Raw genomic sequence first — 22,611 nt, 5'->3', positions numbered from 1 at the left:
CTGCTATCGGCATGATTTATCGTAATATTTATCCAGAGCATTTGTTACTTCATGAAAAAAATCGCAATCATCGGCTTGTCAGTTCTGCTTTCTGCTTGTGCATCTGAAACTTACATCACGGATGTGACCTCAGAAAGTTACCGAGAGGACTACAAATCAGATCGTATCTCTAAACCAATTATGGCGTCTGAAAACGCTGTAGTAGAAAAAGACGTACAACCAACTGTTGTGAAAATGACGGCAAAGCCTGAAGAAAAGAAAGTAGTCAAGCTAACGCCAAAAGAGCAGGCGAAGCCAGTTAAGATCGTACCACCAAGTAAAAAGCAAGCTGGCATTCAACGATTCGGCTATACCATTCAAGTCGCAGCTGTGGGTAGCCAAGCTAAAGTCGATCAGTTTGCAAATAAGCTGCCACAGAACGGTCAGCCAATTTGGGAAAACTACAAAGTTGTAAACGGTACTAAGTGGTTCTCAGTTTTATACGGAGACTACGCAACAAGCGCAGAAGCCAAGCAAGCGATTTCGACTTTGCCAGCTCAATTTCAGCAGTTAAGACCATTTGTTAAAAGCATTGATGCAATCAAAAACTCAGCTTACCCAACGCTTAACAAATTAAATTAACACATCAAATAAGGGAGCGAATAGCTCCCTTATTTATTTGCTCAAATCCTATTCGAACAACATTCCTCACATTAAAATTACTGTACGTCACACTTCAAAGGTTTATCATAATAAATAGTATCTTTTGTAGGTCACGGAAAGATGGATTCATGATTAAAAATATTCTTTTACTATGCGGCGGTGGCTCTTCTGAGCACGAGATTTCATTATTGTCTGCAAACTTTGTCGAACAACAACTAAATCTTATTGAAGACGTTCACGTTACACGCGTAGAAATAAAAAACGAAGGTTGGATGACCAACCAAGGTGAGTTGGTTTACTTGGATCTCAATACCAAGCAGTTGTGCTCAAGTGAATCTAATCAAACCATTGATTTCATCGTGCCTTGTATACATGGTTTTCCTGGCGAAACAGGCGACATTCAATCTCTGTTTGAAATCGCAGGTATTCCTTATCTTGGCTGCGGGCCAGAAGCGAGTAGCAATAGTTTCAATAAAATCACATCTAAGCTTTGGTACGACGCTATTGGCATACCCAATACGCCATACTTATTCTTAACGCGAAACGATGAAGAAGCTCACGTTCAAGCTCATAAAGCCTTTGAAAAGTGGGGAAAAGTTTTTGTTAAAGCCGCTCGCCAAGGTTCTTCCGTTGGCTGTTACAGTGTCATAGAAAAAGACAAGCTTTCTAATGCAGTAAATGATGCTTTTGGGTTTTCTGACCAAGTGTTGGTTGAGAAAGCAGTAAAACCTCGAGAACTTGAAGTTGCTGCATATGAGATGAATGGCCAACTACATATCACTAAGCCAGGCGAGGTCATCGCGCCTGATGGTGCTTTTTACTCGTACGATGAAAAGTACAGCAGTTCAAGTCACTCGCTCACAGAAGTTGAGGCGAAGAATCTAACTCAAATACAATTAGATTCCATCCAACACGCGTCAGAGACGGTATTTAAACAAATGAATCTTCGTCATTTATCTCGTATCGACTTTTTCCTAACGGAAGATGATGAGATTTACTTAAACGAAGTAAACACATTTCCAGGAATGACTCCGATCTCAATGTTCCCTAAAATGCTTCAAAACAACGGGCACAAATTTCATGAGTTCTTGGAAGATTGTATAAACAGTGCAAAGTGATTAACGTTATCGAGACGCGTTTTATGATACAAGTTGTTTTCTAGAGCAAGGATTATTCAAGCCGTATTTGAATATTGCTCAGTAGCAATTATGATTATATCAACGCATTAAACAGATGACTCAGTGGTATGGCGATTTCAAATTATAGAGGTTTTAACCTGCAGTCAGTCGGATCAGATGGCAGTGTTTGGAAGGTTAAAATCAAGAACCACGTTTTACAGGGCAGTTTGACGGCGGTAAAGAAAAGCATTGATTGGTGGTGTGACACCGCATCGATTATTGATCCCAAAGAGTTTGCTTCACTCGGACAAAGAGTGCAGCAAACTGGTGTTGCAAAATCAGAGGTCTTTAACGGCTATACTATTCAAAACGATACAGGCCAACCTAACTCTTGGTACTGTATGTTTAATGGTAAACTGATTAAGGGCAGTAAAGCCGCTATTCAACGCCATATCGAAGCTTATTTGGTTGCAAAGCAAAAAGCGATGCAAGCTCAACAACAAAAGAAACAATAGAATGACTCTGGTATATTCAACAGAAACCGGTCGAATTAAACCGGAAGAAGAAAAAGTATCTCGCCCTAAAGGCGATGGTGTTGTTTGGATTCAGCGCCAAACGAAAGGCCGTAAAGGTAAAGGCGTATGCATTGTTACAGGTTTAGACTTGGATGATGCACCTTTAAAGTTATTAGCGGCAGAACTCAAAAAAGTCTGTGGCTGTGGTGGCTCTGTAAAAGATGGCAATATCGAGATTCAAGGTGATGCTAGAGACAAGATCAAGGCACATCTTGAAAAGAAAGGCATGACAGTCAAATTAGCCGGTGGCTAATTTAATATTTCCAGTAAACAAAAATGGCGTCTAAAGAAATAGACGCCATTTTTTATAAGTTGCTAATTGAAGAGCAAGCAATCGTAGATTGATAGATCGATATTAGCTATTTTATGGTAAATCAGAATACTGTTAAATAAACTTATTTATGAACCTAACGAAAACCACATAATTTTTACTTATGAAGTTATCGTAGACTCATCATAATAAATTGGCAAGTACGTGATCTGGTTGGTAAGTGGTTGATTTAAGCATAGTCATGAACCTAACCATAAACCCAGACTATTTAACATAACACATATAATGCGCACTGTAATAGTGGTTCCTGTGGACTTGCAATCACTAAGGCTAATCCGGCACAAATCATTGAAATGCTTGATAATCCAAGTCCGTTATACTTTTTTGCAATGCTTTCCCACATGCTTTTTATCGCTGGATTTTCATTGCGATCAGCGTGACATCCTAGTAACGCGATCTCAGGGTCTATACCTGCGCCGTGTGCGAGAAAAACTGCTTCTTCATCAGTAAGTTGTCTAACACCTTTGCGAATTTTACTAATCTTCGGCGGGTCTAGATTCAAATCGTGCGCAACCTGCTTATCTTGTACGTAGTTTTTCGCCTTTTTGTAGGCGTTAATTAGTTCAGCTGTGTACATAAGAACCTCCATTTCTTCTCATTGTAGCCACAAAGTTGCCATAAATCGCATCTTGCAGTTGCCATTAGTCGCAACTAGGATTGCCATAAATCGCAATTAAGACCGCCTAGCTCTGGGCGTTTGCCCTTGACGCTTTCGCGCTTGGCTTTGGCGGTCGTTCTCTCAACTAGTCAAGGTGTTGCTATGAAAAAACTTCCTACTGAAAATGCGATCATTATCGATACAGAAACTACTGGCTTAGGAGCTGACGCAGAAATTGTTGAGTTCACTGCTATCTGTGCTGATTCCGGCAAAGTTATCGTTAATGAACTTGTTAAACCAACGTGTTCGATTCCTGCTGACGCTACAGCTATTCATGGCATCACCAATGAAGACGTTAAAGACGCGCCCGACTTTCATCTGATGTTCTCCAACCGTTTTCTTCCACTTCTTAACGGTCGTCCCATTATCATCTACAACTCAGATTTTGATACACGCTTAATTATCCAGTCTTTGGATAAGCACTGTAACGCCGCTTACGTTCAATCCGTTCACGATTTGTTTTTCAAGTTCTGTGTTCCTCAGTGCGCAATGCTTTGGTACGCAGAGTTTTACGGTGTTTGGAATGAATATCATGAGGACTACAAGTGGCAATCTCTTACTAATGCCTGTGCCCAACAGCATGTTGATGTGTCCGACTTAATCGCACACCGAGCCCTGGCCGATTGTGAAATGACTCGTCGATTGATTCATGCCGTTAACTCAAAGATTGAATACCAAAACAATCAAAAGTGTGACCGCGTCACGGATTGTAAGGCGTAACCGATGCGTGAACTTGTTATTGATTTAGCGTCCGGCAAACAAGAGTGGATTGATTTTGTTCCTGTCCATTCTTGGGCTTCATGTGAGCATATTCCTGATAACTTATTTGACCATCGTTTTGAGTACGTCGACCACAGATTCACAACGCCTGAGGATTTCATTCCGTCGGCTGTGAAATCGGCAATGAGTGCGTCAATCTACTCACACGACTTGTCAGATTTTATTGAGCGCCCTGCTTCTAATCCTTGCTTGGACTTGCCGAAATCATTACACCGTAACGGCGACTTCGCTCGACACATGACACGCGCTTACACCGACATTCTGAAAACACGCAACGCTCTGGAAGCCGTTCGCGCAGTTAACGACGCTCACGACCGCTTGACTGAGCACGGCTACAGCTACGCGATGTCTGATGAACAAATTACCAATCTAGCCAAGCGCAAATCACGCGACTTCTCTCGCGTGTTAAGTGCAATTCCGCTTGAAGAATCACAAGCGCGTTTTGATAAAGCGCGTCAGCTTCTTGATTCATTAGGCTTGGCATTCTCACCTGAGCAAATTCAATACGCAGAAAACAACTGTGAACTTTTCGCATTGGTGAACCGTGCTCTTGATGAGCATTGGCTTGTTCGTCAACTGCGCCGTAAATGTGCTTACGAGGTTGAATGTGTTGCGCGTGATTTAGCGCTTGTTCAACGCCGTAAGCAAGTTTACTGCTCGGATTTTTCTCTAAACCGTCAACGTGACCGCAATACGTCTAACCGTATCGCGCTAGAAAACACGATTGCTTACGATGAGGCTGACCCTTCTAACTACTTCACACTCAGCGAGCTATCCGCTAAATCGGTTTCTAACGCTGAGATTCGCCGCGCTGAAATGTTCGTTCGTCTGCGTGGCTTTGAGGAAATCGCTCAAGAATCGAATCACGATGCGGTGTTCTTCACGGTAACGGCTCCGTCTCGTTTCCACTCTGTTTCTAAGGGTGACATCAACCCGAAATGGCTTGAGGCTGGCAAGCCTGATGCGAAAGCGGCTCACGCTTACCTTATGGGCGTTTGGGCGAATCTTCGCAAGTCGATTGATAAGAGCAAAATCAAGGTTTACGGGATGCGCATTGTCGAGCCTCACCAAGACGGCACGCCGCATCACCACTTGTTGCTGTTCATGGAAAAATCCGCACGCAAATTTGTGACGTCTGAGTTTCGTCGTCTTGCTATGGCTGACTCTCCTGACGAAAAAGGCGCAAAGAAAGCCCGTTTCAAGGCGGAGGTTATCGACTGGTCGCAAGGTTCAGCCGTTGGTTATGTCGCTAAGTACCTGAGCAAAAACATCGACGGTCAACACATTGATTCTGACAAAGGTTCGTCTTTGTCTGGCTCAGATGCGGCGGAACGTGTCGTGACTTGGGCGCGTGTGAATCAAATTCGTCAATTTCAATTTATTGGTGGTCCATCTGTCACGGTATGGCGTGAGCTTCGTCGTCTTCGTGATGAATTCAAAGAGGACGATGCTTTGTTTACAGATTTATCTCAAGACGAACACTTTCTATTAGAAAAGGTTCGCCGCTCTGCTGATGAGGGCGACTGGAAAGCGTTTTGTTACGCAATGGGCGGTGTGTTCGTTAAGCGCAAAGACCAACCAGTAAAAGCGGAATACTCCGTTTCAACCTCTATCGAAAAACTGATTGCTTCGGGCGGTGAATATTCATCGACTCGCTACGGTGATATGGCTCAAGCGCGTTTGAATGGCTTGATGTTCCATAAGATTTTTATCGCGACTCGCTTCCGTACTTGGAAGACCGAGAACAAAGAGCAATTCATCCGTGCTCAACAAGGCATCATGTCTAACGTGGTCGATTACTTTGACGCGCTAGAACGTGAAAAAGAATACGAGCGTATGTATGACGACCTTTACGAACAATACGAAAAGCACCTAGCGCTCTATGACGAAATGGAAGCGCTGTTGCTCACTGACCCTCAGGAAATTAATGCGTCGTGTTGGGTGGGCGCAGCCCCGCCCGACATGATGCATTAATTTCCCTTGGACTTGTGTCAATAACTGTCATTTCAATTTTCAACTAACCAACAACGTAAAAATAAGGGCAAAACACTATGAGAATGGAAGGTTTAATTCTAGATGTTTCGGACATCGTTCAAGAAACCAAAACAGACCGTAATGGCGAACAAAAGCAAAACGGCAAGCTGCGTCTCATCACGACCAATCCAACAGACACAATTGAAGTGCGTGTGTCTCCTGAGCTTTGGGAAAACGGCAAGGCTGGCGAACTGCTCAAGCGCTGTGTGGGTAATCGCATGATGTTTGATGTGGAACACAAGAAATTCAGCTTTGGTAACGATGAGGGTAAACACGTCTCTATCGACGGTTTCCACCTCTACGCCCTACCTCAATTAAACGAAAAGTAAGGGCTAAATCATGACCGAGACGCAATTTGCAGAGCTAATGGCTCGACTCGATAACTTTCAGTTAATGGTGTTCTTAGGCATTTGCTTCTTGTTAGTTGCGCTCGGTTGGATAGTCGGAGGACAAAGATAAATGCTGTCAATAGAGTTCATGCTCGGCTGTTTTGGGGCAGCATTTATCCTTGGCTTCTCGATTGGTTTCCACATTCTCGGATTCAAGAAAGCGGCTGAGGTTTCAACTTCTTCATAAACAACACATAGGAAATAAGACTATGGAAAAGCAAAGCAAAGTACGCGCAGCAATGGCTAAGTCTGGCGCAGTAGTAACAGCAAAACGTGCGACATTTGGTGGTGCACTTCTCATGGCAGCATCTGGTGCACATGCAGCATTGCCAGATCAGGCAGCGCAAGCATTCGCTGATTTAAGCACGTATGTTACTGACATGCTCGCCTCTACTTGGACCATCGCTGTTCCACTAACGGTTGGTTTCATTGGCATCAAGCTATTCAAGAAAGGTGCAAACAAAGCAACGTAATTCTAACGACTGCTTTATACACCCATTGGTCAACGCCTCCGAATGGGGGCGTTATTTTTCACGAGGAAGATTTACAAATGAACATTAAACAAAGCATAGCGTCACTGATTATTTTACTGGGTGTTTTGTTTAGTGCTTTTAATGTAAGTGCTGCTCAACCTACTTACGCTGTGAGGGATGTTATCGCTTATCCCGACTGCAAACTGTCTAGGGGGATGAGAGTTAATCCTTATTCTTATGTCTCTTGTTATGAAAATAAGTTTGTTCGATACAAAGACTTCTCTACTAAGTCATGTTACATGGATAGCGATGAGTTCGGCTTACGTATAATGTGTAATACCGACAGCTCTTCTTTCCCGAAAATTCAAACTGTATGGTTCCGTCATGATACTGCTAAGTGTCCAGCAGACCATGAAAAAGTAAAAGACGGTGATGGTTACACCTGTGAACCTATCGTTCCTGCGTGTGAGTTTGGTGAAAACCCTGACGGCACTTGTATGGATGCTTGCCAGTTCAAGCAATCCATCAATGACACTCAATCACTTCATTGGTCGGCTTATGTTTATGGTGAGCAAGTCACGGGGGCATGTTATGGCGATTTTGGCGCAACCCGTTGTGAGCTTGAGCGTATTCCAAATGACACTACGCTTTGTACCGATGTAGATTCGGGCGAATTTACCCAAAACACTCGCTGTCACGGTAAGTTTCAATTCACTGGTAATCAGTGTGATGGTGGTACGCTGTTTTGGGGTAAAGATGGTCCTGACACCCCTATTATTCCTGATGACCCGATTCACGACCCCGACGACCCAACGGGTGATATCGAAGACCCTAGCGTGCTCCCTGACGATTCAACCAATACAGTGTATCCACCGGATACCGAAGATGAGCCAGAAGTTGAAGACCCTGACACAGATGAAAACACTGACACGGCAGTAGTTGGTGCAATCAAAGGGCTTAATTCGGATGTGAACAAAGCACTCAACGCGCTAAATGTCGACCTCAATCAATCGAGCGCTGATATTCAAAACCAAATCATTGCGCTTAATGCGTCGATGGTGACTAACACCCAAGCGATTCAAAAGCAGCAAATCAACGACAACAAGATTTACGAAAACACTAAGGCGCTGATTCAGCAAGCTAACGGTGACATCACGACGGCGGTCAATCGAAACACCAATTCTGTTGGTGAGGTGGTTAAGGGACTCGATGAATTGCAAACCACGAATGCTGATGGATTTGCAGAGCTATCGGATAAGCTCGACGACCTCAAGCCTTGTGAGCCCACCGAGGAAAACAACTATTGTGAAAACCCTCATGGTTTAGGTTCGGATTATGTCGGTGATGTGCTGACTCAAGCGGATAAAGCCGTGTCCGGTGCGATGAGTTCCTATGAAAAGACCGTGACCGATGCGGCTAACGATTTGATTGAGAAGAATCTGACGGCGGAATCTGAGGGGCATATTAATGCTATATCGGATTCGTTTTTGAGTGTGTTACCTAAGCCAACGCCCTGCATGAATCTATCCTTCCCCACGCTTGGCGGTGGTCGCGCTTCTATCTCTTGTGAGTTTTCGCAGAAACTCAAAATGATCATCTCAATTCTGATTTACATCTACACGATTAAGACGCTTGTTGAAATCTTGCTGACTGAGGTCACGCCTGTACCAAGTAACAAGCCAGGTTCGGGGAGATATTACTAATGATTCAGCTATTACCAATTGTCAGTACCATTGGGACGGCGTTGCGCCTCCCTGCTCTGGTTGCCTTTATCTCTCAGATAGCGACCACGTTATTTGGTTGGTTCTTCATTGCGAAAGCACGAAACGTCACGATCAACTTGGTTATTTTAACGCTGCTAATCGGCTTGACCGTCACACTCACCTTGGCAATTTACACCCTTGCAATGGGTCTGTCTTATGTTGCGCCTCCAATGTGGTCACAAGCAGCGGGTATGTTCATCCCTAATAACGCCGTGCCTTGTGTCAGTGCGATTTACTCTGCGCGTCTGCTTCGTTGGGTGTGGGAGTGGAAGTTCTACGCGATTGTGAGGGCGGCGTAATGGCATCGGTCTACTTTGTCACGGGTAAGCTCGGCTCAGGCAAAACGCTAACAGCAGTCGGTAAGATTCGCGAGGCGTTTATGCGCGGTGTGCCTGTAGCGACAAACCTCGATATCAACTTGAAAGAAATGCTTGGACGCGATAAGCGCAACACTCGCCTTTACCGTCTGCCGGACAAGCCTCAAGTGGAAGATTTGATGGTGATTGGTTCGGCAAACAAGAGCTATGACACCAAAAAAGACGGCTTGATTGTGCTCGATGAGTGCGGAACGTGGTTTAACTCGCGCACATGGAACGACAAGAATCGACAAAAGTTAATTGATCACCTTTTGCATATTCGAAAGCTTGGATGGGATGTCATTTTCATCGTTCAAGACATTTCGATTGTTGATAAACAAGCGCGTCTCGCGCTGGCTGAACACACCGTGTTTTGTCGTCGTTTGGACCGTCTTCAAGTCCCTATCATCTCGACTGCGGTATCCGTTATGACACTCGGTCAACTCAAGTTGAAAATGCCTAAGCTGCACGTTGGCATTGTGAAATATGGTGACAACGCAAACTCGCTCACCGTCGACAAATGGATGCTTTGGGGCACGGACTTATACAGCTCTTACGACACTAAGCAGATGTTTAGAAACAACTATGAGGACGGCGTTTATTCAGTATTGCCGCCCTACTATACCCACGGACGTTACACTGTCCCGTATACGTTGAGAAATATCATGCGCATTACGAAAATCTATCTCCGCAAATACTCTCGATTCAGTGTGTTTGCGGCAGGTGTCGCCGTCTCGTTTGCGGTGTTCACCTTAGTTGGCACGCCGAACATGTCGACGGAACCCGAAACGGCTCAAGCCGCAGTGCCTCGCGAGTCATTGAGTGATTTGCTCGATGGCTATCGAATCGAATCTTCAATGAATCCCCCAAACGTTGCCCCGTCTTTTGTGCTGGTTAAGGACGATGTGCGTCTGTCGTCGTCGCAACTATACGCAAAAGGCTTTACGGCTCAATCTAACGGCTCTTGCTCCATTACGGTGAGTGGCAACGGTCAATCATTCAAAGTCATGTGCTAGGGAAAAAGGTGCGCTTTATGTCATGGATAATCGCAAAACTCACAGCTTTTCTTTCAGAAATACAAAAAGAATTATATTGCGCCGGAGGCTCACTGTTTGCGCGCTCATTACTTATCATGCGCTGTGGTAAAGTTGAGAAACAAACAACGGCTTGTTCCAACTTTTCCACATCAAGCATTACCACTTTACTGCTTACGTGCGCCCTGCTCAGCTCGCCTTCTTTTGCCGCAAGCTCTGCGCCTTTTGAGGCAAAAAACACACCGATTGGAGACTTTGCATCGTGGTTCTCGGTTCACACTGGAAACACAGTTGTGCTCGGTCATGGTGTCACTGGTGAGGTCAGCTTTACCGCACCGGATTTGAAAGATGAGGACTATCCTGCCTTTTTCCTTTCGGTACTTCGTGCGCATGGTTACGAGCTTACGCATGACCACGGCGTTTTTACCATCATTGCCGATGCTAACAAGGTGGAGACGTTCGAACCCTCTCAAGTGAAGCTGTACTTCTTTGAGAATGTTCGAAATACCAAGGTCGTTGATTTGATTTCCTCGATGCTTGCTGCGACGCAGAATCAAACACTGAACAACAAAGCGATTAAGAATTACAAGGTTGAGGTACTGCCTACCACAAATAGCATTATCGTGACTGGCTCTGAGAACCAATTGAAGCACATCGATGTGCTCATAAAAGGGATTGATAGACCACAAAAGCAAGTCTTTATCGAGGCGGTAATTACCGAAACTGAGCTCGGTGATTCTCAGGAAGTCGGTGTAAATATGGATTTGGCACTGAGTGAGGCTGGCTTTGTTTCGCAGCCTACCGCAATTAAGAAAGCCGTTGATAACCTACTGTTCTATGAGGGCGGTGATTTCAATGCGCTTATTAAAGCTGTCTCAAAGAATCAGAATACCAAGCTCTTATCGCGACCAAACATGTTCATTATGGACAGGGAGCGCGGTTACATCACGGTTGGTCAGAACGTCCCGTTCCTCACCTCGTCTGAGGTAACTGACGGCGGTAATCGAGTTCAACAAATCGAACGTAAGGACGTGGGTGTGTCACTTGAGGTAGTACCGCATGTGATTGGTGATCATGTTGTGTTGCAGATTATGCAAAAGTCCGACTCGGTAACGGATTCCTCTATCGCATCCGACATCATCACCAATACGCGAACACTGCAAACGGTGGTCAAGGTCAAAGACAGACAAACGATCTCTTTAGGTGGTTTGATTTCCCAAGAGCAGCGCGACTCTGTAAGCGGTGTGCCTGTCTTGATGGATGTGCCGTTGCTTGGTGCTTTATTCCGGTCAGAAAAGACCAATACGGTAGATAAAGAACTTAAAGTAACGATAAGAACCACGATACTTTGAGTTAAAAGAAAAGCCGAACAATTGCTGTTCGGCTCTGCTTTAGCTGTACTGTAATGCGTTTTCCAATTCTCTACACTTTATTATCGTGTCACGTTCTAACACGGTTGCGATATGTGTTTTGTCATAAGAGCTTCTAGCTTCAAACCGAAGCAACGGATGGTGTCCGTTAAGTGCATTGTTTACGTATATATCTCGTTCTTGTCTCTTCTTCTGCCTATGAGATGAATCATCCAGCTCGATGACCGCCAAGACTTTTGTGTCTCTATCCGTTATCACGTAGTCCATTCTTTTAGCCCAAGTTCGAGAGTTATCTTTAAAATTGGTCGGTTGAACTAACGCCATCAATGAAACTTGGCTATGAATCACATATTCATCAGGTATAAGCTCCTGCAACACCCTATAGAATCTGCGCTCTGTCTTGGTGGCCAAGTATGTACTTTTCTTGTGAGGTACAGAATTAGTCTTATTGCCAGTCTTCGGCAGTGCCACTTCGACTATCTTTGGGTTCTTTTCTACAACTTTGGGTTCAAAAGAATGTACGCTGTTTGGTCTTCTAACCGCTGCATCTTGTTCCCATTCGTTAAGCCTACGTTTAGGTTTCTTTCCCTTCTTTGTGAATAGATACACTATACACGCTAAGGATATAAGTATCAGTAATTCAGGCACTTTCTGTTCCTCACTCATAAAAATGAGTGCATGGTAGCATATCAGTTTTGTTTGAGGTGTTATGACGATCAGATTGTATCTAGCCCTGCTGAGCCGCACCAAAGATAATTACTTGATTGGTATAAGTCTTTCACACTTTGGGAGATGAGCCGTTTCTCAGAACGGTTAAGTGAACAATTTTTGACCATGAAAACTATTCATTGAGACAAATATGTCGTAATATCTCGTTTCGAGATTTGCTTTAACGGAACCATTCCGTTGACATGCGACATATCTGACAAAGAGAGAATGAAAAATGATTCTAAAGTTCGGATTTACTAACTTCACTAGTTTCAAAGAAAGTGTTGAGGTAAATTTCACTTTTGATGGTAAGACTCCAAAGTCAATTACCAACGACTTTAAAGTGTCTACAGTCCTTGGAATAAAAGGAGCTAATGGTTCTGGTAAAACAAACATATTGAGAGCACTATCATTTTTATCGAATATTTGCACTATGGGAGCCCGAACTCATAGATTTACAACTAGTAAAGAGAATAGCGAAAAGCCTCAAAAGATTTCTGTAGATAGTTTCTTTGACAACAATGACCCAATCGAGTTTTACATAGATTTTGAGTTTGGTGGTTGTGAATATTCTTACGAACTTGATATGCAAAATGGCGCAATAATTCGTGAGTTAATCACCAAGAAAGAAAAAAGTATTAGAAAGCTAATTGAGCGTAACTATAACGAGATTACCTATAGACAAAAATCGTATGAAGAGTTTGATAACTTTGAACTAAGAGAAGACAAGTCAATTGTTGAGATGCTCACTCAATTTAAGTTTAGGCATGACATTACAGATCTTTCAAACGTTTATAGATTTTTTATTCAGATGATCTTTAATGTTAATTACAATGGTTATCATGACCTTGATCTCGATTTTGCGGAACAAACTGAAGAGTTCTATAACAAACCTTTAAAATTTGACTTTGTCAAACAGTTGATTAAAGCGTCAGATTCATCAGTACATGATATAAAAATCAAGGTATTTAAAGATCACGAAGGCGAAGATCTTTATACCCCAGTATTTGTTCACCGTTGTGGTAATGAGTTTAAAGAGTTGAGCTTTGCAAAACAATCTACAGGAACTCAAAAGCTCTATCAAACGCTGAGCGCTTACTTTCTAGTACTCTCGTCTGGTGGTGTAATAGCATTAGATGAATTTGATGTTCATCTACATGCACTAATTCTCCCTCTGTTAATTAACCTTTTCATTAACCCAAAAATTAATAAAACAGGTGCTCAGTTAATTTTTACATCACATAATACTGAAATTATTGATGTTTTAGGCAAGTATCGTACATATCTAGTAAACAAGGAAGATGGTGAAAGCTACGGATATAGATTAGACGAGATACCAGGTTCTATGATAAGAAATGATCGTCCAATTACACCACTTTACGTAAGTGGTAAGATTGGTGGAATCCCTGAGTCTGTAGATCTCTATCTGGAAAAACTTATGGAAGATTTGCAAAATGGCTAGAGGTAGAGGTAACTCAAAAAGAGATAGGTTTCTAAGCACGCGTCCACAGTGTGGCTTTGAAACATCTGACATCGGGAAAAAGTGTTCTTTTAATTTTTCCTACTTTTCACCAGCTTATGGCGGCCAAGACCTCGAAGTATGGGCAAATGAAAATGGTTCAGCATCCTTACAAAGCCTCTTTGACAAATTAGTACAGTTCACAAATGAGCCTTTATCATACTGGGAAAGTCAAAGAGCAGGAGCTGGAAGTTTAAAAGTACTGGCGTACTACTCCGAATTCCCTAAACGATGCAAATTTCAAATGCCTCCAAGTGTCCCTCATGATGCACGTTGGGGTAGATTCAGGTTAGGTAATAAAGTTAGATTAGCTGGATTTTCAGTCCCAACAAATTTAAATGGTCAACAAGATAAGGATGGAAACTTATTAGACAAAAATATATTTTATGTTGTCTATTTAGATAAAGATCATGAGTTTTACCCCGTAGAAGCAGATTAAAGAAGGCTCCGATTGGAGCCTTCTTTTACATCATATTTTTCAATGCCCTTGCATACTTTAGAATTCGACCTGCTGCTTCTAAATCAGTCAAAGCGCCAATTTCTAATAACGCTATTCCAGTTAACACCTGTTGAGCTGTGACAAGTTGGCCTGTTGGAAGCTCTAACCTGTCATAGTGCATTTTAAAGTGCTCCCATTGTTCTGATGGGCTCAGTTCCCTTCCTTTTGTCATTCTCATGAGTCGTTTGCACTCGGGTGGAATGGTTTTCCCCTTATCCCATTCTTTGACCGTTCTCACAGTTTTCAAACAAAGTTCAGCAGCTTGTTCGACGGATAAACCACATTCAAATTCACGAAAAATATAGTTTTTAGTCATTTCGTGATACTTCATTGAATAGTCCCTCAAAAGAGAGACATTTTATAAGATTGGCATATGCAAACGCATTCAACATAAGCAGATATAATACGAACTTAAGGGTTAGAAGATTAGCATTGGTGAAGTCAGTTTAGTTACACCGTATTTGGCTGTTGCTGCTTTGCAAGCTTCATCAGCTGTCTTGTATGGGCCATGAACTTCGATTCCACCACAGCGACCACTTGAACTGTATCTTGGGTTACGTTCAACACTGTACACGTTGGTTCTGCATCTTGCTCATTCAACATGAGTCAACATGGACACGCATTTGCTTAACCCAAACGTGTAAGTACTACATTACTTTTATAGGAACAAGGAATCTAACAGATGTAAACTCTCTACTTTTCAATCTATACCTAGATCTTTCTTCATATGTTCACTCAACTCGTTAGTGGTTCTTACATTAATCTTATGTTTGCAATGATGGATTCTCAACTCTTCACCAAATAATTTTACTAGTGATTTGGTATACAAAGTATTAATATTATTTATTATTCTATACAATGTATCTTTCTGATAAACAGATCTTTTCGAATTTTGTATTGCAGCCTTCATATTTAAATATCCTCACACGTTTAACTTTATAATTTAAAGAGTCAATTTCTACTTTTATTATTACTTTTTCCGATATAGAATGAGTCATTATCAATGATGCACAATCAAGAATTAAATCACCCGAATCCAACTTAGTAATTTCACGAGACAAATTTTTTATTTTTAAATCTTTATTTTCTATATTTAATCCGATTGAGTTAATTTCTTCAGGATATTGGTTTAACTTAATATCCAATATGGTTTTATTAAGATAGTAGTCTGCCATTATTTCATGGCGGCTTTTAAATATCATTGTCCCCCTCCGATGATGCAAGTTATACTTTCCCACCAGTTAAAAGACAACGTGACTCAGAGTTGCAAAAAGGTAACAATCATGGAATTGATGAACAATGAGCTGATCTGCTTTGCAGCCATTTGTAAACACCTCTCTCTTACATCGGCATCAAAAGAACTTGGAAAGTCGAAAGCTCAAGTCAGCAGGCAGCTAGCAGCATTAGAAAAACAACTTGGCGTAACACTCGTCCACAGAACAACAAGGAAACTCGTTTTAACTGATCATGGCGAAAGCATTAGAGAGCTTGCTATCAAGACGTTAGAGAGTTTGCACGAGTTAAATTACAGAGCTAGCTCGTTGAGTGAATGCATTGATGGAAAGTTTAAAATCACAATGCCCAACTCTATAGCCTCTTCTATTTTTGGTTCTGTTCTTAAAGACTTAAAAGAACGATATCCAAAAGTTGATTTTGAAATATCGTCAAGTAACAATGTAGAAAATTTATTAGAAAGCAATGTAGATTTAGCGATTAGGCTTAATAATGTTATTGATGACACTCTTATTGCACATAAAATTGGTGATTATAGTGATGTTTTGATATCTAGGGTAAGTAATGCCAACAACAAAACACTATTAATCTACAAACATCATTCGAATAAGGAATCAATTAAAAATCAATATACTGATGTTATCGAAGTTGATAACACCTCTATTTTAATAAACTTTGTTTCTGAGGGAGTTGGGGTTGGTGTCATTCCAAACTATCTTGTTAAAAGTAACTATATAGACAAAAACATCCGAATATCGCAAACTTTTGATATAGAACGTTCCATGTATATTGCCTACCCTTATCAAAACCCTTTGCCAAGAAAGCTAGCTGAGATATCTACTTTTATTCGGTCTGAGTTATCACAAGTATTGAAGAGTGAGTCATTTTAGGGCGGTTGTTCAGATTTAGAATTTTGCGTTGTCTACTCAACTAGGCCTAACGCTAATTTTTGTAACATATTATTTCAGCGGCATTTATTAACCCCCCATCTTTATGCTTGCTATCACAATGTGGGATGCTCTGCCGCTTTGTTATCAAGGTTTTGCGTGGAATAAATCACGTGGGGTAAATGATAGATTGACTTACATTAAAATTTTCATCAAAAGCAACTTTATATAAAATTGATTTCATACCAATCTATGTGTATCTTCTACCCATATCCCCACAATAACCAAGGAGAATGCCATGGATAAGCTACTCGCGTCTGCATTAGAAATTAAGCAGCGAACTATGGTGACTGGCTTTTTTGCTAGAAATGGATTCAAAATCGCTATGACCGATTTTGATGATGTCACTTTTGAGCGAGAAGGCGTGCAAGTTAACGTACATTTTGATCTGCAGTCAAACGCGGAGTCTGCATCTGTTTTATCTCATGAGGCATCAATCATTCCTGGCTAAAAACTTTTATTATCACCGATACACCAAGCCGAACATAAACGTTCGGCTTGTTAGTGACAAAAAATGATGAGTGCGAACAAGAGTTGTCGATCACTCGTCTAAATAGACGATTAATAAATCAGCTTCAACCTCGTTCACAACCTTTGGTATCGATGAAAAAAAGCGACTCAATAAGTTGTGATGATGACCACATACAACTAAGTCTATCCCCTCTTTTTTGACGATTCCCGATAGTTTTATATGAAGATCGCCGATTACTACCATGGTCTCGTTTACTGGATATAAGCATTTATCAGCGAGCTCTTGCAGCCTTCTTTCCAATTCTTGCTCTTCCTTCGCTTCCATGACTATGCGATCAACATCTACGTAAACAAATGAGAGTTTGCTGCTTGAGTTATCTGCTTGCATTATTGCTTTTTCGATAACGGCTTGGCTAGATTGAGATAAGTCGACAGCAACCAAAACGTGCTTATAACCCATCATTCCTCCCTAGGTTAGTTTTTGTTCTCATATTAAGTCTAGTCCACATAGAGCGAACACAACATCAAAACTACTGCTACTCATCCAAAGATCAACGATGTTTTCCCAATTTCTTCTCTAATTATCGGACTATTTAACAGGAAGGACGTCAGGAAACGTTACGTTGTAATAGGCGTTACTGCTCTTGATTTCTACTACTCTTGAGGTTTCATATTACCCACTTCAACGTCGCCTAGTTTAGTAAAACTACTTTAGATTAAGCATATTCAATATGTAACGCTCCGCTCAAATCCAGGAGACGTATTTCGGCTAAAAAAGCAGCTCAATAAGATGAATTTCGATTCATCTATTACATATGTCTGCGAGTGCTTACTGTTCTTATATCGCTTATTTAATAACTCTAGTTTAATTATCGTTATAAGTTACGGTGTCTCTTTTTTCTTTTTTTAGCATAATCTTCTGTCTGAGAACGAAGCTCTCTTGGGCTTTGTAATTAAATTACAAGATCAATCGCGACCAATATGGTTGGCAGATTAAAAGACCGAGGTAAACAATTGATATAATAGAGTTTAACTTATAAGTTCTTTAAAAAATGCCTAACTACCTGCACTGTGTAAGCCAAGGTTAATATGATGAGGTAAAATTTTACTAACCCGCTATTTAGTTTTAAAGGTAATTGCACAAGATTACAATCATAGAGGTATAGTAAATTTTAGTTACAGCGTAACCAGGGTGGTGTTTGGGAGTGTAAAGGAATAGAAAATAGAAAGGCAAAAAAACAGGGCGTATGCCCTGTCCATGAATTGATTAGTTTTGTTGCTGTTGTTTTTCTGCGTACTCAGAACGAATCCGTTCGGCAACAATTTTGATAGCTTCTGCAGTACTTGTGCCCTTCGCCATCAATTCTTGAATTCTCTCTACAGCTTGTTGTTGTTCTTGGTGAGATAGAGGGGGTAAATCGTCAAACATAAAAAGCTCCTCATTTTGAGGAGCTGACTATAACGATTCAATTAATAGGTAGCAAGGAAATTAATGGATGCACCCATAGCGTTCTCGTTTGTGTACTGAGCTGCGATATCCAATTCGAACAACTTAAGTGGAGACAACCCGATACCAGCAGTAATGGTTCCTTCGTCCTTACTTCGAGCTAAGTTCTTCATATACCCTGCTCGTAATGCCATTTGACGCAAAATATCAAATTCAATACCAGCTCGAATCATTTGCGTATTATCATCAAAGGATGAAAAACGTTTTTCTTCGTTAAGATCGTAGTCAACACTCATCGTAAAGTAATCGGCAACAATCCCTGCCCCAACGGTGTATACAGGACGCATGCTATATTCGTATGATTTTATCGTATCGCTGCCATATTGGAATGATTTTGTTTTAACGTCTCTTCCGATCAAATTTTTCGCTGAAATACCGAGACGATATGGGCCAAAGAACCAAAGTGCGCCTGCGTCTAAGTTAAACATCGTTTCCGCGGTCTCATTTTCACGTAAGTCTTTAGTATCAAAATTCTGAAAACTCGTGGCGTATGAGTACGTGTATATACGCTGAAGTTTAGGAGTAACACCAAAAGAAAGGTGTTGGTTCATGAAATTAGTGTATTTAGCAAGTGAAATACCAGCTTCAGCCACGCCAATAGAAACACCTTGTACATAGCTATCATCTAATGGATTAGTACCTGAGGTATCAACATTTGGTTGTACGAATGATTCAGTGTATAGCTTACCGTATGCAGTTGCAGATAAGAATTTGTTGGGGATACCAATGGCAACGACACCACCAAGATCAAAGTCTGTCTTTTTCCCATCGATAGCATCCATCGATTTTTTGATTTCATCGACGTCTGTTAATTTGCTGATGCGTTCGATCTCATCAACTAGATCATATTGATCATCGTAGCTGCCACCAAAACTTGGCACGATCATGCCTGCATCGTCATTTCGACGATAAATCGCAGTAAGAGCGGGGTTGAAAAAAGGCGCAGTTAGATAAGTTGCTGATACGGTACCAACGCCACCCATTGCATCACTACGAGCCTCTATCGCATAAGTAGCAGCAGAGGCAGCATTAGCGAAAAGAATAGTAGCAACAGAAGTGGCAAGAATTTTATATTTGTTTTTCATACTACACTTGTGATTTTAGTTCGTCCTGAACCTTTATCGGCACAAGTAGTATTTCTTTAACTATTCTTCCTGGGAAAGATCATAGGTTCGGCTAATAGTTTGAGCCTGCTCAACAATTATATCGCCCTGCCAACGGCGACTATTGATACTTACCGCCAATACGTATCTATCGTTTGGGACACCCGCTAGCTCCAATGAATTTGGATAGTTAGACTCGTAAGTCTTTTTCCACATTTGCTCGTACTGGCCATCAATGTAGTCATACAAACCGACTTCAAGTTGCGGTAATGGACAATGGGGATTACGAAGTGCGCTCTTTTCTACTTTCCAATTCTCTTTAGATGTCCAACGAACATATTGAGAAGAGTTTGAATCTCCAAGTATTACCCAAGTTCGATACTCTTGTTTATCAGTAGAAACAACGGTTAAGTGATATAAACCAGCTTCAAGCTTACCGGTTAAGTTATAGCGTTTCGAGTAACTACGCTCGTTGGCAAGTTCTGTCCCGTTCGGCTGTTGTTCATAGCTGAATGAACTGTCCGCGGATATAGAATCATCCACCCATCGATTAAATGAAATATTTTCGATGTCAGTTGTAGCTCTTAGCTTGATTACCAATCTAAATGTATCTCGCCCAGGGCTTTGAATAGTCTGACGAATAACGTTCACACCACTTATCCAATCAGGCAGCGTTACACCAGTGAGAGCCTTGCCACAGTTTTTAGATAGTGACTGACCAAGAAGATCATTAAGGTGAGGAGTCAAATCTTTACTTGGTTCCGTTTGCCAGAGTTCAACAAGAGAGTTGAACATACCCGCAAGATCATCTTCAAGTAAGTGTTGATGTGCCTGTGTTAAAGGCGTGTTAGTTTGAAACCAGTCCATTGCATGGACTGGTTTCACTAACGCTAATGAGAGAACTACAGGGAGTAGTATTTTCATTACGACTTATGCTTTCATCTTGTAGCCAACACCACGAAGTGTTTCAATTTCCAGTCCTGGCAGTTTTTGACGAAGCTGTAGTACATGTGTATCAACCGTACGTGTTGTCGGGAAGTGATTGTAACCCCAAACGTGGTCAAGTAGCTCATCACGAGTAAACACGCGACCTAAGTTTGACGCCAAAAATAGCAGCAAATCAAACTCTGTTCGAGTAAGCGTAATTAGCTCGTCTTTATAAGTCACTTCACGAGTCGAGCGGTCAATCTCTAAGTCTTTTGTAATCACTTTATCAGCGTTGCTTTGTTCTGCTGAATCCGGTGCTCGTAGCTGTGCACGGATTCTCGCAAAAAGCTCCGCCTCAGCAAAAGGCTTTGTTAAGTAGTCGTTCGCGCCGGAATCAAGGCCTGCAACTTTATCTTTTACGGTAACAAGTGCCGTTAACAAGATAACTGGTACGTCTTTAATCTGTTTCCATTCTGGGAGACATTGTACAGAGTCACCATCTGGGAGTTGGCGATCGAGAATTACCAAGTCAGCTTTTTTCCATTGTGGCTCTACGTCTGCAATACGCTCCACATGTAAACACTCATATCCTGCTTGTTCCAGGCTTACTAACAGGCCGTCAGCCAAGTTTTTATCGTCCTCAACGAGAAGCAGTGTCTGTTTCACAAGGTATCTCCAATATAAAAGTTGTAGGTGGTCCCATTAAGGACATTTTTCCGCCCATGCGGCCTACCATAGATTCAACGATTGTTAATCCAAGTCCTAACCCGCTCTTACTTACGAACGGTTTTTTCAAATTTGCCCAATCTTTAGCCGTTAGGCCTCCTGCATCTCGGACTTGGAATACTATTTTTTCTTCACTAGTTGAGACATCCAATTCAACCGGTGCGACACCGTACTTAAGCGCATTACGAAGCAAGTTATCGATACAAGTTCCTAACCAGTACACATTAACTTTAGCAGCCACATCTTCATTGATGTTAAAAAGCACGGCACTATCAAATTCTTCTTCGATCTTAAATTCTAACCAATCTGCAACGGATGGTACCCAGTCTGTTGCAAGCATTTGGTTATCAGATTGCAAATAATCTTTACTTGCTTCTGCCAATTGACGCAGGCGGCGCGTATCTTCACACAATCTGCGGAATTCGTCATACACACTTTCAGGCAAATGCTCGAACTCTCGACGAAAGCCTTCAACCGTTAGTGACAGAGATGCAATCGGTGTTCTGAGCTCATGCGTTAAAATTTGCAACACGAGCATTCTACTACGTAGTTCTTCTCGCTTGCTATTCCAACGGTACACCGCCCAACCAATCACCAAAAGAATATTGGCGATTACCAGTATGATCATACTGATCCGCAAAACTTGCGAGTGATCTTCTACATCCCAACAAATATTGCCTCGTTTAACAAAGCAACTTTTGCTTTGAGAGGCTAGAGCGTATGACAGACCCGCATTCGCTACGTTCTCTTGCCAGATATCTTTCTCGAAAACAAAGTAACGGTCACCACGTCTTAGCCAAAGTTCGTTACCTTCAATAAACATGCTCGCGCCTGCAATCAAAGCATTAATGGCGTCGTCATCCATGTTTTTCAAGCTTTCTAGCAACTCATCCCCTTCCTCGTTATCACGCTCTTTTATATGCATGTACTGAGATAGTTTGGGTTTGAGTTCTGGATACTTATCCACATAACGTGCCGCGTACGTCCCACCACCAGGGTGAATGAGACCACTACGCGAGAACCAACGAGGTGTCAGCTGCGTCCCTTTACAAATCGCTCTTGTAAATACTAAAGGCTCAGTAATTAAAGGACTTAATGGTAATTTGCCACGACAAGTATTCGCCAAGCTGTAAAGCTGTTGGATATCTTTTAACGGATAGTCAGACGTTTGCGGCAGAAGCGAATCTGGCGCAAGTAACTTGGTAGGATAATTTGATTGCAGAATACGAATATCGTACGACTTAAGAGCTACTTCATAGTTAAATAGCTCTGTAAACGTATCTATTCTTTCTGGTAGTGAATCGGAAAATGCAGGTGCCGAAAAAAGCGGCAATACAGTTGCAAAACCGAGCAAAAACTTTTTAATCAAACTGTTACCGTCACTTGTTACATTAGCCAAAACTATACATCAATCTACAAGCAATTGACATCTGCTAACAGAAGGATTT

Annotated in this window: 27 protein-coding genes; 16 read left to right on the top strand and 11 right to left on the bottom strand. The window is 41.7% G+C overall.

Annotated elements, in window-relative coordinates; all coding sequences use genetic code 11:
• Nucleotides 1–51 precede the first annotated feature (51 nt).
• The 4 genes from R7Z78_RS20620 to yciH all read left to right on the top strand — a co-directional run bounded on the left by R7Z78_RS20620 (nucleotide 52) and on the right by yciH (nucleotide 2,588).
• Nucleotides 52–621: an SPOR domain-containing protein gene (locus tag R7Z78_RS20620; protein WP_005390018.1), complete on the top strand. Its 570-nt coding sequence runs from the start codon at nucleotides 52–54 to the stop codon at nucleotides 619–621.
• A 149-nt stretch (nucleotides 622–770) separates the two neighbouring features.
• A complete protein-coding gene (locus R7Z78_RS20615) occupies nucleotides 771–1,760 on the top strand; it encodes a D-alanine--D-alanine ligase (RefSeq protein WP_053349883.1) in 990 nt (329 codons plus the stop codon).
• A gap of 128 nt (nucleotides 1,761–1,888) precedes the next feature.
• On the top strand, nucleotides 1,889–2,275 hold the full coding sequence (locus tag R7Z78_RS20610) for a DUF3319 domain-containing protein (RefSeq protein ID WP_005376294.1): 387 nt from the start codon (nucleotides 1,889–1,891) through the stop codon (nucleotides 2,273–2,275).
• 1 nt (nucleotide 2,276) lies between these two features.
• Nucleotides 2,277–2,588 carry a stress response translation initiation inhibitor YciH gene (gene yciH, locus R7Z78_RS20605; RefSeq protein WP_104976088.1) on the top strand — a complete coding sequence of 104 codons (312 nt, stop codon included), beginning with the start codon at nucleotides 2,277–2,279 and terminating at the stop codon, nucleotides 2,586–2,588.
• A 286-nt stretch (nucleotides 2,589–2,874) separates the two neighbouring features.
• Here the strand turns inward: yciH and R7Z78_RS20600 are convergent, their stop codons facing one another.
• The gene (locus tag R7Z78_RS20600; protein WP_169644014.1) at nucleotides 2,875–3,243 is read right to left on the bottom strand and encodes a DUF3693 domain-containing protein; all 369 of its coding nucleotides are present in this window, start codon (nucleotides 3,241–3,243) and stop codon (nucleotides 2,875–2,877) included.
• Nucleotides 3,244–3,426: 183 nt separating this feature from the next.
• Here R7Z78_RS20600 and R7Z78_RS20595 point away from each other — a divergent pair, with 183 nt between their 5' ends.
• The 8 genes from R7Z78_RS20595 (at nucleotide 3,427) to R7Z78_RS20560 (ending at nucleotide 11,505) form a co-directional block, all read left to right on the top strand.
• Nucleotides 3,427–4,044 (top strand): 3'-5' exonuclease, encoded by a 618-nt coding sequence (locus R7Z78_RS20595; protein WP_169644012.1) that lies wholly within the window; start codon nucleotides 3,427–3,429, stop codon nucleotides 4,042–4,044.
• A gap of 3 nt (nucleotides 4,045–4,047) precedes the next feature.
• A complete protein-coding gene (locus tag R7Z78_RS20590) occupies nucleotides 4,048–6,078 on the top strand; it encodes a replication endonuclease (RefSeq protein ID WP_169644010.1) in 2,031 nt (676 codons plus the stop codon).
• 83 nt (nucleotides 6,079–6,161) lie between these two features.
• The gene (locus R7Z78_RS20585) at nucleotides 6,162–6,467 is read left to right on the top strand and encodes a hypothetical protein (protein ID WP_005389159.1); all 306 of its coding nucleotides are present in this window, start codon (nucleotides 6,162–6,164) and stop codon (nucleotides 6,465–6,467) included.
• Nucleotides 6,468–6,736: 269 nt separating this feature from the next.
• Nucleotides 6,737–7,000, top strand: a complete 264-nt coding sequence (locus R7Z78_RS20580; protein WP_169644008.1) for a major coat protein — start codon at nucleotides 6,737–6,739, stop codon at nucleotides 6,998–7,000.
• A 77-nt stretch (nucleotides 7,001–7,077) separates the two neighbouring features.
• Nucleotides 7,078–8,703, top strand: a complete 1,626-nt coding sequence (locus tag R7Z78_RS20575; protein WP_318116983.1) for a methyl-accepting chemotaxis protein — start codon at nucleotides 7,078–7,080, stop codon at nucleotides 8,701–8,703.
• Nucleotides 8,703–9,062: a DUF5455 family protein gene (locus R7Z78_RS20570; protein ID WP_025501660.1), complete on the top strand. Its 360-nt coding sequence runs from the start codon at nucleotides 8,703–8,705 to the stop codon at nucleotides 9,060–9,062. Before R7Z78_RS20575 ends, R7Z78_RS20570 begins: the two co-directional genes overlap by 1 nt.
• Nucleotides 9,062–10,135: a zonular occludens toxin domain-containing protein gene (locus R7Z78_RS20565; protein ID WP_029856202.1), complete on the top strand. Its 1,074-nt coding sequence runs from the start codon at nucleotides 9,062–9,064 to the stop codon at nucleotides 10,133–10,135. Before R7Z78_RS20570 ends, R7Z78_RS20565 begins: the two co-directional genes overlap by 1 nt.
• 17 nt (nucleotides 10,136–10,152) lie before the next feature.
• Nucleotides 10,153–11,505, top strand: a complete 1,353-nt coding sequence (locus R7Z78_RS20560) for a secretin N-terminal domain-containing protein (RefSeq protein WP_169644006.1) — start codon at nucleotides 10,153–10,155, stop codon at nucleotides 11,503–11,505.
• A 39-nt stretch (nucleotides 11,506–11,544) separates the two neighbouring features.
• Here the strand turns inward: R7Z78_RS20560 and R7Z78_RS20555 are convergent, their stop codons facing one another.
• Nucleotides 11,545–12,171, bottom strand: a complete 627-nt coding sequence (locus R7Z78_RS20555; RefSeq protein WP_258618127.1) for a DUF2726 domain-containing protein — start codon at nucleotides 12,169–12,171, stop codon at nucleotides 11,545–11,547.
• A gap of 295 nt (nucleotides 12,172–12,466) precedes the next feature.
• Here R7Z78_RS20555 and R7Z78_RS20550 point away from each other — a divergent pair, with 295 nt between their 5' ends.
• Nucleotides 12,467–13,693: an AAA family ATPase gene (locus R7Z78_RS20550; RefSeq protein ID WP_169644002.1), complete on the top strand. Its 1,227-nt coding sequence runs from the start codon at nucleotides 12,467–12,469 to the stop codon at nucleotides 13,691–13,693.
• Nucleotides 13,686–14,189, top strand: coding sequence for a hypothetical protein (locus tag R7Z78_RS20545; RefSeq protein WP_046265356.1), 504 nt, complete (start codon nucleotides 13,686–13,688; stop codon nucleotides 14,187–14,189). Before R7Z78_RS20550 ends, R7Z78_RS20545 begins: the two co-directional genes overlap by 8 nt.
• Nucleotides 14,190–14,214: 25 nt before the next feature.
• Here the strand turns inward: R7Z78_RS20545 and R7Z78_RS20540 are convergent, their stop codons facing one another.
• The 3 genes from R7Z78_RS20540 to R7Z78_RS20530 form a co-directional block, all read right to left on the bottom strand.
• A complete protein-coding gene (locus R7Z78_RS20540) occupies nucleotides 14,215–14,580 on the bottom strand; it encodes a phage protein (protein WP_046265355.1) in 366 nt (121 codons plus the stop codon).
• Nucleotides 14,581–14,699: 119 nt separating this feature from the next.
• Nucleotides 14,700–14,852: a hypothetical protein gene (locus R7Z78_RS20535; protein ID WP_225467762.1), complete on the bottom strand. Its 153-nt coding sequence runs from the start codon at nucleotides 14,850–14,852 to the stop codon at nucleotides 14,700–14,702.
• A gap of 248 nt (nucleotides 14,853–15,100) precedes the next feature.
• A complete protein-coding gene (locus R7Z78_RS20530; protein ID WP_053307695.1) occupies nucleotides 15,101–15,451 on the bottom strand; it encodes a hypothetical protein in 351 nt (116 codons plus the stop codon).
• A gap of 81 nt (nucleotides 15,452–15,532) precedes the next feature.
• Between R7Z78_RS20530 and R7Z78_RS20525 the strand changes: the two genes are divergently transcribed.
• Both R7Z78_RS20525 and R7Z78_RS20520 read left to right on the top strand, forming a co-directional pair.
• The gene (locus R7Z78_RS20525) at nucleotides 15,533–16,372 is read left to right on the top strand and encodes a LysR family transcriptional regulator (protein WP_054576202.1); all 840 of its coding nucleotides are present in this window, start codon (nucleotides 15,533–15,535) and stop codon (nucleotides 16,370–16,372) included.
• Nucleotides 16,373–16,667: 295 nt separating this feature from the next.
• Nucleotides 16,668–16,880 (top strand): hypothetical protein, encoded by a 213-nt coding sequence (locus tag R7Z78_RS20520; protein WP_005376260.1) that lies wholly within the window; start codon nucleotides 16,668–16,670, stop codon nucleotides 16,878–16,880.
• A gap of 90 nt (nucleotides 16,881–16,970) precedes the next feature.
• Here the strand turns inward: R7Z78_RS20520 and R7Z78_RS20515 are convergent, their stop codons facing one another.
• The 6 genes from R7Z78_RS20515 to vxrA form a co-directional block, all read right to left on the bottom strand.
• Entirely contained in the window at nucleotides 16,971–17,360 is a 390-nt protein-coding gene (locus R7Z78_RS20515; RefSeq protein WP_017634770.1) for a universal stress protein, read from the bottom strand.
• 807 nt (nucleotides 17,361–18,167) lie between these two features.
• Complete coding sequence (locus R7Z78_RS20510; protein WP_005376257.1) at nucleotides 18,168–18,329, bottom strand: YoaH family protein; 162 nt, start codon at nucleotides 18,327–18,329, stop codon at nucleotides 18,168–18,170.
• Nucleotides 18,330–18,370: 41 nt separating this feature from the next.
• Entirely contained in the window at nucleotides 18,371–19,492 is a 1,122-nt protein-coding gene (locus R7Z78_RS20505; protein WP_053349901.1) for a conjugal transfer protein TraF, read from the bottom strand.
• Between the two features lie 60 nt (nucleotides 19,493–19,552).
• A complete protein-coding gene (locus R7Z78_RS20500) occupies nucleotides 19,553–20,434 on the bottom strand; it encodes a DUF2861 family protein (RefSeq protein ID WP_053303637.1) in 882 nt (293 codons plus the stop codon).
• A 6-nt stretch (nucleotides 20,435–20,440) separates the two neighbouring features.
• Nucleotides 20,441–21,103: a response regulator transcription factor VxrB gene (vxrB, locus tag R7Z78_RS20495; RefSeq protein ID WP_005376251.1), complete on the bottom strand. Its 663-nt coding sequence runs from the start codon at nucleotides 21,101–21,103 to the stop codon at nucleotides 20,441–20,443.
• On the bottom strand, nucleotides 21,078–22,532 hold the full coding sequence (vxrA, locus tag R7Z78_RS20490; protein WP_025767766.1) for a sensor histidine kinase VxrA: 1,455 nt from the start codon (nucleotides 22,530–22,532) through the stop codon (nucleotides 21,078–21,080). The genes vxrB and vxrA overlap by 26 nt, the downstream gene beginning before the upstream one ends.
• Between the last annotated feature and the right edge of the window lie 79 nt (nucleotides 22,533–22,611).

Origin of the sequence: Vibrio sp. 1167, from assembly GCF_033340375.1 — a bacterium.
Taxonomy (GTDB): domain Bacteria; phylum Pseudomonadota; class Gammaproteobacteria; order Enterobacterales; family Vibrionaceae; genus Vibrio; species Vibrio alginolyticus.
Note: the sequence above shows the minus strand (reverse complement) of the source record. Positions and strands in the feature narration are given on the sequence as shown.